The sequence below is a fragment of the Ihuprevotella massiliensis genome, assembly GCA_900095835.1.
GTDB classification, from domain to species: domain Bacteria; phylum Bacteroidota; class Bacteroidia; order Bacteroidales; family Bacteroidaceae; genus Alloprevotella; species Alloprevotella massiliensis.
Genome location: LT608321.1, coordinates 678159 through 691293, shown reverse-complemented (window position 1 = coordinate 691293; position 13135 = coordinate 678159). Strand labels below are relative to the sequence as shown.

Annotated in this window: 8 protein-coding genes and 4 tRNA genes; 1 reads left to right on the top strand and 11 read right to left on the bottom strand. The window is 46.2% G+C overall.

Going from position 1 to position 13135, the window contains the following annotated elements; all coding sequences use genetic code 11:
* Window positions 1–46: 46 nt before the first annotated feature.
* Window positions 47–907: an OmpA/MotB family protein gene (locus BQ2633_RS02950; protein ID WP_075564971.1), complete on the bottom strand. Its 861-nt coding sequence runs from the start codon at window positions 905–907 to the stop codon at window positions 47–49.
* Between the two features lie 416 nt (window positions 908–1323).
* Between BQ2633_RS02950 and pulA the strand changes: the two genes are divergently transcribed.
* Window positions 1324–3324: a type I pullulanase gene (pulA, locus tag BQ2633_RS02945; protein WP_428829832.1), complete on the top strand. Its 2001-nt coding sequence runs from the start codon at window positions 1324–1326 to the stop codon at window positions 3322–3324.
* Between the two features lie 132 nt (window positions 3325–3456).
* On the opposite strand, the gene BQ2633_RS02940 is transcribed toward pulA, so the two are convergent.
* From BQ2633_RS02940 to BQ2633_RS02895, 10 genes are all read right to left on the bottom strand, one after another.
* Window positions 3457–4041: a hypothetical protein gene (locus tag BQ2633_RS02940; RefSeq protein ID WP_075564967.1), complete on the bottom strand. Its 585-nt coding sequence runs from the start codon at window positions 4039–4041 to the stop codon at window positions 3457–3459.
* A gap of 107 nt (window positions 4042–4148) precedes the next feature.
* Window positions 4149–5441, bottom strand: coding sequence for a 4-alpha-glucanotransferase (locus BQ2633_RS02935; protein ID WP_346048046.1), 1293 nt, complete (start codon window positions 5439–5441; stop codon window positions 4149–4151).
* A gap of 421 nt (window positions 5442–5862) precedes the next feature.
* Window positions 5863–5935, bottom strand: a tRNA-Gly gene (locus tag BQ2633_RS02930).
* Window positions 5936–5941: 6 nt separating this feature from the next.
* Window positions 5942–6025 (bottom strand) — tRNA-Leu (locus tag BQ2633_RS02925).
* Between the two features lie 84 nt (window positions 6026–6109).
* Window positions 6110–6190 (bottom strand) — tRNA-Leu (locus BQ2633_RS02920).
* 29 nt (window positions 6191–6219) lie between these two features.
* A tRNA-Gly gene (locus BQ2633_RS02915) sits at window positions 6220–6292 on the bottom strand.
* Window positions 6293–6539: 247 nt separating this feature from the next.
* The gene (locus BQ2633_RS02910; protein WP_075564965.1) at window positions 6540–7283 is read right to left on the bottom strand and encodes a nucleotidyltransferase family protein; all 744 of its coding nucleotides are present in this window, start codon (window positions 7281–7283) and stop codon (window positions 6540–6542) included.
* Between the two features lie 351 nt (window positions 7284–7634).
* The gene (locus BQ2633_RS02905) at window positions 7635–9143 is read right to left on the bottom strand and encodes a DUF4270 domain-containing protein (RefSeq protein WP_075564964.1); all 1509 of its coding nucleotides are present in this window, start codon (window positions 9141–9143) and stop codon (window positions 7635–7637) included.
* Window positions 9144–9253: 110 nt separating this feature from the next.
* On the bottom strand, window positions 9254–10072 hold the full coding sequence (locus tag BQ2633_RS02900; protein WP_075564962.1) for a glycogen/starch synthase: 819 nt from the start codon (window positions 10070–10072) through the stop codon (window positions 9254–9256).
* 289 nt (window positions 10073–10361) lie between these two features.
* Window positions 10362–13135 (bottom strand): Ig-like domain-containing protein (locus BQ2633_RS02895; protein WP_176720083.1); only part of this gene is annotated, 2774 nt, incomplete at its 5' end.

The following is a 13135-nucleotide window of genomic DNA, read 5'->3' as shown; positions in this document are numbered from 1 at the left end:
TTGCTGCTATGGCAAGTGGGGATTTTTTTAGGAACAGGAAAGTGGATTACTTTTCTGTGGTAGGAGCCTTGTCGATCAAGTCGAGGAATTGATCGAGCTTAGGTGTGATGATGATCTGCGTGCGGCGGTTGCGTTGACGACCAAGTTCGGTGTCGTTGGTAGCCACGGGATTGTATTGACCACGACCGGCTGCAGAGAGACGGTTGGGCGCGATGCCGTAGTCGTTTTGCAACACTTGAACCACGCTAGAGGCACGAAGGGCAGAGAGATCCCAGTTGTTGCGAATGTTGGGACGAGTGATGGGCACATCGTCGGTGTTGCCTTCTACCAATACCTCAAAGTCCTTGTAGTCACCAAGGATTTTAGCAATCTTGGAGAGGGTAGTCTTTGCACGGTCGTTCACTTCGTAGGATCCCGAGCGATAGAGCATATTGTCGGCAAGCGATACATAAACTACACCCTTGAGCACTTTGACATCCACCTCTTGGAGTTCGTCGCGTGAGAGAGAGCGAGTGAGGTTGTTGGTGAGCACAAGGTTGAGCGAATCGCTCTTGGTCTTAGCCTCCACAAGTTGCTTGATGTATTTGTTGGAAGCGTTGATTTCGTCGACGAGCTTAGAGATGTTGATACTGCCTTGGTTGTTTTGCACCAAACTTTTGTCGAGAGAGCCTTGGAGGGCGGAGAGCTGACGTTTGAGTTCGGAGTTTTCGCGCTGTGCATCGGCGAGGCGGTCTTCGAGACTCTTGCCGTGTGTGCGTGCTGTGGCGAGGTCTACCTGTGATTGGTTATAGAGTCCTTGGAGGTTGGTGTAATCGCCTTTGAGTTGTTGGAATTCCTTTTTGCTAACGCAGCTACCCATGGAAATCACTGCACCGAGGAAAGCTGCATAGAGAAAAATCTTTTTCATATGCGTGAGAAGATTAGTTGATGTTTTGCGGTAAAACACCATGTTGTACGAAGGCAAAGGTAAAGGATATGGTCGATATAACCAAAATATTCTGCGAAATTTGGCATTATGATGAGGAAATCAAGCCTTTTTAGTGGAAATGTCAGGTAAATTTACTTCTATTGTAGCACTTTTCTGTGCTTTTTGAGTGCTTGTTCTGAAACGAAATCTACAATATAATGCAGTTTCTATGCATTTAGGTCAGGATAATTTGGTGGTAAGGGTGGAAATTGCTATCTTTGGATGTAATAATAAAGATATAAATATGGCATAACTGATGTTGTCAATGCGTTTGATGACGGGGAGTGCGCCTAAATAATACAGATATAATGGTAAGAAATTTGATAATGGCTAGTGCGCTAGCTTTTTCTTCACTTATGACTTTTGCACAACAACCCAATACTGCGTGGGAGAGTCTGCCCGTGCCTAGTGCGCCTTGGCTGGAGATGATGTATGCTCCTGCGGCTACGACATTTCAACTTTGGGCCCCTACTGCTGAACAAGTGCGCCTAAGACTGTATAAGACAGGGCACGAAGGAAAGGCGTGGAAGACGCTAAAACTAGATAAAGGTGCTGATGGCACGTGGTCGAAGCCTGTGAAGGGTGATCTCAAAGGAAAGTTTTACACCTTTGAAGTAAAAGTAGATGGTAAGTGGCGCGGAGAAACTCCAGGTATCAATGCTCGGGCGGTGGGCGTGAACGGACAGCGCGCGGCTGTGATTGACCTGAAAGACACGAATCCTGCAGGATGGGAGAAGGACAAACCACAGTATCGCCTTTTTGAAAGTGGGGCTATCTATGAGATGCACCACCGTGACTTCAGTATGAGTGAGCATGCGAACTTTCAGCATCGCGGTAAGTTTTTAGCACTGACCGAAAAAGGAGTGAAAACTCTGCAAGGAAGTCCTGCGGGGTTGGATCATTTGAAGCGTTTGGGCATTTCTTATGTGCATATCTTGCCTTCGTTTGACTATGCTTCTGTGGATGAAACGAAATTGGATGTTCCGCAATATAACTGGGGTTATGATCCTTTGAACTATAACGTGCCGGAAGGTTCTTATTCCACAGATCCTTATCAACCTGAAGTGCGCATCCGCGAGTTCAAACAAATGGTGCAAGCACTGCACGAAGCAGGACTAAAGGTCGTGCTCGATGTGGTGTACAACCATACCTTTAACACAGAAGGCTCCAACTTTGAGCGTACGGTTCCAGGCTATTTCTTCCGCCACAAGGCTGACGGAAGTTTGAGTGATGCTTCGGGGTGCGGTAACGAAACTGCTTCTGAACGTGCGATGATGCGCAAGTTTATGGTAGAGAGTGTGGAGTATTGGATGAAGGAATATCACATCGATGGATTCCGCTTCGACCTTATGGGAATTCACGACATTGAAACCATGCGCAGTATCCGCAAAGCGGCTGAGAAAATCAATCCTAGGGTGCTGATCTATGGTGAAGGTTGGGCGGCTGGTGCTCCTGCATTGCCCGAAGGGGATGCGGCGATGAAAGCAGAGGTGCATCGCATGCCTGGAATTGCAGCTTTTAGTGACGAATTGCGTGATGCGCTGCGTGGTCCTTTCAGTAATGACAAACAACCGGCTATGCTTGCTGGCTTGCTAGGCAATAAAGAGAGTGTGAAAATGGGCATCGTGGGCGGTATTCCTCACCCTCAAGTGGATTATAGCAAGGTGAACTACAGCAAGTCTCCTTGGGCTGAGCAACCTCACCAATTGATTACTTATGTGTCTTGCCATGATGATATGTGTTTGAACGACCGTATCAAGAATTCGATTCCCAACCTTTGTGAAGAAGAATTGGTGCGTTTGAATCTTTTGGCACAGACCTTAGTATTCACCTCTCAAGGTGTGCCTTTCATTCAAGCTGGTGAAGAACTCTTCCGCGACAAGAAGATGGTGCACAATTCTTATAAGTCGCCAGATTCTATCAACACCATTGATTGGAGTCGTCGTGATTCGCACAAAGAGGTCTATGCATACTATCGTGAATTGATGGAACTGCGCAGTGCAGACTTAGCTTTTAGTCTGGGGGATGCTCAAAAGGTGCGTGAGTATGTGAGTTTCTTGCCTTCTTCAGAAACGTCTGTTGTTTTCCGCATCAATGGCAAGAGTCTGTATGAACGTCACGAACTAGATTACGTTGTTGCCGTCAATTTGGGTGACCAACCAGAAATTGTGTTGCTCCCTAGCAGTGACTATCTACTAATGATGGGACTTGGCGTTGATGCTCGCTGCAATGCGGTGGATTCTAATGAAATTCAGCGTTCTGATAATGGCGAAGCTGTACCTCAACGCTTTGTGATTCCTGCGAAATCTGCTGCTGTGTTGTGCCCCTACTCGATTATACGTATGGCAAGTAACTAATGGCTTGTCTATAAATAAGGCTCCTCCTTGTTCGATGGAATAAGGAGGAGCCTTTTTGTTAGTCTTGTTCGATGCTAGGAATGTCGTTTCTTAACGGAGAAATATGTGTACTTTAGAGCGAATGCAACAGTATTAGTTGCTTTGTTCTTGACGAACGGGAACGCTATCTCCAACAAATTCATAGGTGAAGTTTGCACCTCTCGCAGAAGGGAATTGGCTACGTGGATCTACGTCTTGTCGATTCTTGAGGTGTTCTATCATGCGATCATAGCAATCTTTGGCAGAAATGGCACGAACGTAAGCAGCAAATGAAGTGTCACGGTATTGGAACTTTTGCGTTCCAGGAATGAGAATTACGCGCTTGAAATTGACTCTTCCAAAATACCAACCTTCGTTTTCTTCTTCCAAGGCGTTAAGTCGTGGGTCTTTGCGCAAGGGTGGTGCAGGATATCCTTCGTGAGACTGTGCGTTGGCATTCTTGTTGTTGGCTTTAAACTCTTCCAAACTATCGGCAGTAGTCTTGATGAGGATAAAGTAAACGCGAGGACGCACTTTGTATCGCTTGGGGTAGGTGATATCGCTGTTGATATATGCGGTAAGTTCCTCAACAAGTCGGTCGTCTACATTGATATCCTGCAGCGAAGCTAAGAAATTAAACAGTTCGTCAGGGCTGTGAACTACAATTTCGTTGTCAAAATAGCGAGCGTAAATGTTCATAATAGGCGTAGTAGTTGCTTAGGGTAGGTTATTCTTTCTCTATTACATTGATTAGTTTCTCAGCTGTGGTGCGATTTGGATAGTACAGAAAATGGAGAAAAAAGCCTCTATTGTGATGAAAAACGAAAAAGCGAACTGCTTTGGGCAATTCGCTGNGAACAGAGTTGTTCTATCGCAACTTTATCGTAGGTGGAATGTTCGGGCCACTTACTGAAGTCCGGAGTACCAAACTTGTCGCGCAAATAAGAGAAGGCGGCATAAGGACGGAGCCAATGGGAATTCTTGTCTAAGAATATCTTGAACTCTTGAGTTTCTAGCAATTGCTTACCACTTTCTCTAAATGCAAGCAACAAGTAGTCTCGCTTCGTCTTATTGACGCGATCGTAGTCCACTTGTGGAAGTGCATTGAGCTCGCGGAATTCTTTATCGAATTGAGCTTGCTTCTGTGCATTATTCAATTTGGGCACCTCTCTTAAGTCTACGTACATGGGATGGAAAGCGTAGATAGAGATGGAGTTGTAGGGATATGAGTCTACCCAGGTTCCTGTGATAGTGGTGTCGTTGATGGGAAGAATTTGCAGCGCTTTCTGTTTGGTTGCAACTGCCCAATCCACCATGTGTTTCAAATCTCCAAAGTCGCCCACGCCCTGACTGCCCTCACTGCGAAGGGAGAAAACAGGAACGGCAGTTCCTGCAATGCGTGGGTGGATGTTAGAGAAGTAAACTTCTATTTCTGGAGCAAAGAAATGTACTCCTTCGTCTAGTTGAGGAAGTAGGAGTTGTCGATTATTTCCACCTTCCCATTCTTCCACCTTCCCTGTGCTGTTGAGAGTAACAAATTTGTAGTCGCTTGACGGTTCCAGTTGTTTGGTGTCAAGTGTGAGTTGCCAGTGGTTGGCTGCAACCTCTTCAAGAACGATAGCTTCAGCAGGATTCCACGCACCGAGTGCCTTGCTTTCTCCGACAAGAGCGAGTTTAAGCCCACGCTGACGAAGGGTGGGGCAAAGAACTCGAAGAGTATAAGTAGATTTGGCTAGTGAAGCGCTAGCAGGATGTTCTGCTCCAAAGTCACCAGAAAAGGCAAGTGAGAAGAGAGCATTATGTTGTGGAAGGTCGCGCCAATTGTCAGTCGCAAAATAGGCGGCTTCGACTTGGCTTTCTGCGTGAATGATGTGGCGTTGTGCTCCACGTTCTTGACGCACGCGTTGTGTGCCGCGCCATACGCTATAGCGGTAGGTGACCAATTCTCCTGCGTGTCGATGAGGCAATTTGACAGTTGTTTCCCACTGTTTGCCATCCTCTGTAGATAAAACAACAGGGTTATTCGCATTGCCATCTATTTCAACTGCAATGTGTTCTCCCCATTGTGTGAGGTAATTAAGTTGGAAGTGGATAACCATATTTCGTTAGTCTTTTTATCGGTATTATTTAAGATGCCTATGTTCTGACATGATAACGTTTCGTCCTCAAAAGTACAAACTTCTTTCGAAATGACGTGTTTTTTTGCAGCAAAAATGCAATGTTGACCACTATAAAATCATCAATACGTGACTGACTTTAGAGGGAAAGATGTAAAGGTGTAGAGATTACTTTCAGGGTGCTAGGCACTAACCTCTCTCGATTTTCCTTTTTTCTAATAGAATGTTGGGAGTTTTAGTTTGAAAATCAGTGGTAGCAAAATATTCTCTCAATAATATACCTTTCTTCATCTTGAAAGTTTTCTTTGCTATGTGGGATAAAAGGCGAAAAGCGGAGTGCGTAGCATAGTTAATATTGGGCACAAAAAAAGACTATCCAAAAGAGGATAGTCTTAAACTATAGAGCGGAAAACGAGACTCGAACTCGCGACCCCAACCTTGGCAAGGTTGTGCTCTACCAACTGAGCTATTTCCGCAGAATGTGAAGAGGAGGAGACTCGAACTCCCACGTCGCAATTGACACTACCCCCTCAAAGTAGCGCGTCTACCAATTCCGCCACCTCTCCATTCTTTCTTTTCTTGTGTTTACATTGTTGAGTAAGGGGGAACTCAACCACAAGTTTGTCGTGTTGAACCTTATGCGATTCTTGTGCCCAGAACAGGACTCGAACCTGCACGTCGTGAAACACTCGCACCTGAAACGAGCGCGTCTACCATTCCGCCACCTGGGCTTGGAAGTGATTCAACTTGTCCAAATGTGAGCGGAAAACGAGACTCGAACTCGCGACCCCAACCTTGGCAAGGTTGTGCTCTACCAACTGAGCTATTTCCGCGTTTCACTGCCTTCTTAAGTACTTTCGCCTTACGTAGAAGGTATTGCAGTGGCGTTATCTCTCAAACGCAGTGCAAAGGTAAGAGCTTTTTCTGAAACGACCAAATGATGGAGCCTTTTTTTTTAGTTTTTCTACCAGAAAGGTTGCTTTTTGGTGCATTGTGATAATTTTACTTGGCAGAATTCGGCTTGTAAGAGGAGTTTTCTTATCGCAAAACGAGAGAAGTGTTTTCTCAAAGTTGCATGACCTATAGATTGTCTTCTGCTTGCAAGAATGCTTCGGCAGCGCTGAGGGTGTCGAGTTTTCCCACATCGAGGAGGTGTAGATCTTGTGCTACCTTCGCTTGAAAGTGGAAATGCTGGCACTCGTTGAGGTAAAAATCCATGATGGGGAATGCCTCCGGATAGGAAGAGAGGGCTGTTGCCAAACGTGGGGAGACAAAGTGGATGCCCGAGAACGCGAAGTGGTGATAGTTGCTTGGGATGAGCTCTGGGTTGGGTGAGCGCACTTCGTGGGTGGCGATGTTTTCCCATCCCATTAAGCGGTGGTTGTCGTCAAATAGAAGATAACGCTCTGTCTTACGCTCACTCACCAACAAGAGGGCGTCGGCTTGTGATTGCAGTACTTCGTGGTACAATGCTCTGAGATCTGCATTGCTCAAAATATCTACATTATGAATGAGAATCGGTTCGTCGGAAGGGGAAAATAGCGCGAGAGCTTGGCGCAGACCTCCACCGGTGTTGAGGAGAAGTTTGCGCTCATCGGAGATGCGAATAGGGACATCCCAATCATGTTGCGCCACATAGTCGATGATTTGTTCTGCAAAATGGTGCACATTCACCACGATTTCAGTGGCACCCGCTGCAACGAGTCGAGAGATGGTGTGGTGCAATAGAGGTTTTCCACAAACGGGAACCATGGCTTTGGGCATGGTGTCGGTGAGAGGACGAAGGCGAGTGCCAAGACCTGCAGCAAAAACGAGCGCGCGCATGACAAAATGATGAAAAGGGTGAGTGTTAAAAGGAGGAGATGGAGCAGAAACGATGGAACCTAGTATAGAGGTAACCGAAGTATCAAGGATGGATTTTGGTGGTTGTGGAGCGTCAAAAAGCTACATAGGGTTGCACTTCGTGTTGTATCATCATGATTCTCTAATTATGCGGAAGGGTGGTGGTTATGGAGAATCATAAAACTACATAGAAGTGGGGTGTGCCCTTTGTGCTTTGTTTTCTATATTTCCATCTTGATACGCAAGTGTGTGAGCTTCTTGTTGCTGTCTATTCTTTTCCTAGGTTTGAACAAAAGTAAAGGGACACAATTACTTGCGTCCCTTTGGAAGAGATTAGTTGTTGAAGCGACTGTATATCACAGAAAGGTCTACGCCGTTGGTCTGGCCACCTGCCAGACGTACTCCATAGAGTCCGAAAGCATAGTTCAAGCGAGCCAAGGTTTTGATGGGCTTGCCTGTCAAAGGATCTGTTGTCGTGACGTACACAGGGGTAGCGGGAACGATAGCTACGCGATTCCAGTTGGGATTCTTTTGTTCCCAAGCTGCCCATTTGGCTTTGCGAGTAGCTTCAGAGTCTGTAGCTAGCACTCCTGCGCCTGCATCACGCTCATTGCGCATAATCGTGAGGAGGGGCGCGATGTTGGTAAATGGATAACTTTTGGTAGCTTTTTGTTTGCTGCTACCTTTGCTGTCCAAAGCGGCATAAAAAGAGGTGCGTCCGTTGGGAAGCTGGTTCTTTTCGAAGAAGGTTTCAAAATCAGCAACACGCATCATCACGAGATAGGGTGGTGCTTCTTGCAACTTCTGCGTGGTGCTCTCTTCAGCTATAGTGCGCAGATAAAGTCGAGCACTGTTGATAGAGTCACTGTAGTGTCCGTTCGCTACGATGTCGTCAATGGGAAGCACTGCTTCCGTGTGCAATGCAGTAGGCGATTTGACGTAGGTGAAATCCTTTGTGTTGTCAAGCAAACTTGATGGAATCTCATTTTCGATGCGAGACGTTTGAATCACTTCCTCAGTAGAGGTGAGTACTTGCACATCAGAGATGATACTATCGGGATGATTTGCCACATCTGGGCGGAAACGATAGAACAAATTGAGGGCTAAATGCTCTGCTTGCACCATAGCTCCCAAACCACCTGCGTGTTTGAGATAGAAACCACCAAGCACGTGGTGAGCAAAGGCATAGCTATCTTTGAAGTACTCTGGATGCTCGTAGTAGGCATTCAAGATGCGCTGTGCAAACTCCTTAGAAAGGCGGATGTTGAAATAACGATAGTTCGCTTTGTTTTCCACCTGCGCTTTAGGTTGCGTTTGGTCAAAGATGGAGTAAGAAGCAGTTTGTTGTTCTCCTCCTTGTTTCAACCATTCCTCTGGGTTGAGGTTGGTGTAGTAGGTCGTGTTGCCGTTGGGTGTCTTTTCGGTGTCAATCTCTTGGGCGGTCACCTTCATGGTGGCAAGGGAATCGCCAAAGTAGTTGACATGCCAAAACGTCATGGAGCATGAGTCTGCCACGATATTTCCACTCTGGTCCGTCATCATCTTTTCGCGTGCTGGAAAAAGTGTCACTTCTGGAATGAAGAATTGCGACACAAATCCGTTGGTGGTGCGGATGTTGGTGACAGGATCAATCACGCTACCTAGATAACTATTATTGGTGCGTGCTGCGATAGCTCCCGTTTTCACGGTCTGCGTAGGAACTTTCACCGTCAGTTGTTCGGTGAACACCTTGTCCGCTTCGGGCATGATGTCGGCACCCAAACTAGTGGTGTCTTCATTACAAGCAGTGGTGAGGGCTGCTGCGCCAAAGAGTAAGGCACAAAGAGAGAGATAAGCCTTCATAAACTATTGAGTGGTGTGGGAGTTTCAGAATCAGGAGAACTAGAAATTGTGCATAACCATTGGATGCACAACCATTCGTTGCACCCTTCTATAACGGCAGGATGGGCGGGTTATTGTTCGCCTTCGCCAAACACTTGTTGGTAGAAGGCTTCATATTCCTCCAATGAGGGAGTTCCACCATTAGTAGCAAGCACGGGGATACCGCTTTTTTCGGCGTGTTCTGTGAGTGCATCTACTTTTCCTTCTTGGATGAAGCCGTCACTGAAATGAACTGCGAGTTGCTCAAGTGCATGAGGCTTGGTGAAATCGATGCCAGTTTGTGCTATCAATTCTGGAGTTGCTTCGCGCAAGTTCACACATTCTGCAAAGTTGTTGGTTGGTGCAAGTGTGGTGGTATCTTCGTAGGAAGAATACACCACTTTTGTGTTCGCGAACGAGGGAGAATCATTGAAAGCTTGCTTGATGTAGAGTGGCACGATAGACGAAATCCAGCCTTGGCAGTGGATTACATCGGGCACCCAGCGGAGCTTCTTCACAGTTTCGAGTACACCGCGTGCATAGAAAATGGCACGTTCAGCGTTGTCTTCATATTCATTACCCTCATTGTCAGTGCGCATTTCACGCTTGTGGAAGAAATCATCGTTGTCGATGAAATACACCTGCATGCGAGCAGCTTGAATAGAAGCCACCTTGATGATAAGAGGGTGATCTGTATCATCGATGATAATGTTCATGCCCGAGAGGCGAATCACTTCGTGCAACTGGTTGCGACGTTCGTTGATGTTTCCCCATCTAGGCATAAAGGTACGAATTTCGTAGCCCTTTTCTTGGATAGCCTGTGGCAATTCGCGTCCTGCTGTTGCCATTTGCGACTCAGGTACATAGGGGAAAATCTCTTGGGTGATGTACAATATCTTCTTTGCGCTCATTACGAATGGTTTTGTTTGGGGTTTTGTCTGCAACAGTGTAGACTAATCCCATTATAATCAACTGCAAAGTTACGAAAAAAAAGGGGAAGTATCGCAGTTTGTCTGTATTTTCTTCTGTAATCTCTACTTTTAGAGGAAGATTTGAAAAATCTAAATGAGCAGAATGCCCCTTTCTCACTGATGGTTTTATGCGCAAATGACCGCACCAAGACGCGATGCTTGGTGCGGTCATGATAAAAATAGTTTTGTTAGTACAAAGAAACTCTGTGGCTCTAGGGCAATCCCTTTATTAGCGTACTACCTTTCGGCGGAAGCCATCATTGGTTTCTAGGAGATACACTCCCTGCCACAGTCCAAAGTCAATGCGGACTTCTGAATCTGTTGTCACTAATTGGTGTAACTTCTTACCCTTCATCGAATAAACTCGAACAATAGAACCAGGTTTTGCGCCGCGCAAAACTAAGGTTGCGCCTTCCCAGTGCAGGCTATGGCGTACATCAGTTTTTTTGAGGTCTAATGTCGTTGGAGGTATCACAGTCACATGGCATGTTGCCTTCACTCCGCTACCATCTTGTGCAGTGGCTGTGATAGTCACTACACCAGTTTTCAGAGCTTTGAATTTACCTTCGCCCAAGTCTTGGAGAATGTCTGTTTTATCCATCGTCCAAACCACTTTTTGTACTGCCTGCTCGGGCATTACTTTAGCAATCAGCGTAAATTCTTCCTCAGCGTGCACTGTGCGTTGTAAAGAATCAAGCACAACTTCTGTTGCTTTGGGTATTTCTGGCACCACGGGTTTCTTTGCTTGTACCACCACGTGACACACTGCACGTACTCCACTGCCATCAGTAGCCACAGCGGTAATAGTGGTTCTACCTTCTCTCAAGGCAAGGAAGCGACCGTCACCTAAAGATTCGACTATCGTAGCATTACTCAGTTCCCAGTTTACCTTCTGTACTGCCTTTTCGGGTAATATGTTGGCGTTGAGTGTAAAGATTTCTTCCACATAAACAAACTTATTGGAAGCATTCAGCACCACTTGTGTAGCCTTCGGATTCTTAACCACCACGCGGCATGTAGCCTTCATTCCGCTACCATCTTGTGCAGTAGCAGTGATGGTGACTTCTCCAGTTTTCAAGGCTTTGAACTTTCCCTCGCCCAAATCTTGGAGGATGTTGGTTTTGTCCATCGTCCAAACCACGTTTTGTGCTGCCTTTTCGGGCATTACTTTAGCGGTAAGAGTGAATACATCATCTACAATCGCATTATGCTGAGTTTTGTTCAGTACCACTTGTGTAGCCATCGGATTCTTAACCACCACGCGGCATGTAGCCTTCATTCCGCTACCATCTTGTGCAGTAGCGGTGATGATCACTTCTCCAGCTTTCAAGGCTTTGAACTTACCTTCACCCAAGTCTTGGAGGATGTCAGTTCTATCCATCGTCCAAACCACGTATTGTGCTGCCTTTTCGGGCATTACATTAGCAGTAAGGGTGAATACATCATCTACAATCGCGTGGTGTTGCGTTTCATTCAGCACCACTTGTGTAGCCATCGGATTCTTAACCACCACGTGGCATGTAGCCTTCATTCCGCTACCATCTTGTGCAGTAGCAGTGATGGTCACTTCTCCAGCTTTCAAGGCTTTGAACTTGCCATTGCCTAAATCTTGGAGAGTGTTGGTTTTATCCATCGTCCAAACCACGTTTTGTGCTGCCTTTTCGGGCATTACTTTAGCGGTAAGGGTGAATACATCATCTACAATCGCATTATGCTGAGTTTTGTTCAGTACCACTTGTGTAGCCATCGGATTCTTAACCACCACGCGGCATGTAGCCTTCATTCCGCTACCATCTTGTGCAGTAGCGGTGATGATCACTTCTCCAGCTTTCAAGGCTTTGAACTTACCTTCACCCAAGTCTTGGAGGATGTCAGTTCTATCCATCGTCCAAACCACGTATTGTGCTGCCTTTTCGGGCATTACATTAGCAGTAAGGGTGAATACATCATCTACAATCGCGTGGTGTTGCGTTTCATTCAGCACCACTTGTGTAGCCATCGGATTCTTAACCACCACGTGGCATGTAGCCTTCATTCCGCTACCATCTTGTGCAGTAGCAGTGATGGTCACTTCTCCAGCTTTCAAGGCTTTGAACTTGCCATTGCCTAAATCTTGGAGAGTGTTGGTTTTATCCATCGTCCAAACCACGTTTTGTGCTGCCTTTTCGGGCATTACTTTAGCGGTAAGGGTGAATACATCATCTACAATCGCATTATGCTGAGTTTTGTTCAGTACCACTTGTGTAGCCATCGGATTCTTAACCACCACGCGGCATGTAGCCTTCATTCCGCTACCATCTTGTGCAGTAGCGGTGATGATCACTTCTCCAGCTTTCAAGGCTTTGAACTTACCTTCACCCAAGTCTTGGAGGATGTCAGTTCTATCCATCGTCCAAACCACGTATTGTGCTGCCTTTTCGGGCATTACATTAGCAGTAAGGGTGAATACATCATCTACAATCGCGTGGTGTTGCGTTTCATTCAGCACCACTTGTGTAGCCATCGGATTCTTAACCACCACGTGGCATGTAGCCTTCATTCCGCTACCATCTTGTGCAGTAGCAGTGATGGTCACTTCTCCAGCTTTCAAGGCTTTGAACTTGCCATTGCCTAAATCTTGGAGAGTGTTGGTTTTATCCATCGTCCAAACCACGTTTTGTGCTGCCTTTTCGGGCATTACTTTAGCGGTAAGGGTGAATACATCATCTACAATCGCATTATGCTGAGTTTTGTTCAGTACCACTTGTGTAGCCATCGGATTCTTAACCACCACGCGGCATGTAGCCTTCATTCCGCTACCATCTTGTGCAGTAGCGGTGATGATCACTTCTCCAGCTTTCAAGGCTTTGAACTTACCTTCACCCAAGTCTTGGAGGATGTCAGTTCTATCCATCGTCCAAACCACGTATTGTGCTGCCTTTTCGGGCATTACATTAGCAGTAAGGGTGAATACATCATCTACAATCGCGTGGTGTTGCGTTTCATTCAGCACCACTTGTGTAG

Coding starts and splice junctions, on each gene's coding strand:
- BQ2633_RS02950 (WP_075564971.1), bottom strand. CDS start 907: ATGAAAAAGATTTTTCTCTATGCAGCTTTCCTCGGTGCAGTGATTTCC.
- pulA (WP_428829832.1), top strand. CDS start 1,324: ATGACTTTTGCACAACAACCCAATACTGCGTGGGAGAGTCTGCCCGTG.
- BQ2633_RS02940 (WP_075564967.1), bottom strand. CDS start 4,041: ATGAACATTTACGCTCGCTATTTTGACAACGAAATTGTAGTTCACAGC.
- BQ2633_RS02910 (WP_075564965.1), bottom strand. CDS start 7,283: ATGCGCGCGCTCGTTTTTGCTGCAGGTCTTGGCACTCGCCTTCGTCCT.
- BQ2633_RS02905 (WP_075564964.1), bottom strand. CDS start 9,143: ATGAAGGCTTATCTCTCTCTTTGTGCCTTACTCTTTGGCGCAGCAGCC.
- BQ2633_RS02900 (WP_075564962.1), bottom strand. CDS start 10,072: ATGAGCGCAAAGAAGATATTGTACATCACCCAAGAGATTTTCCCCTAT.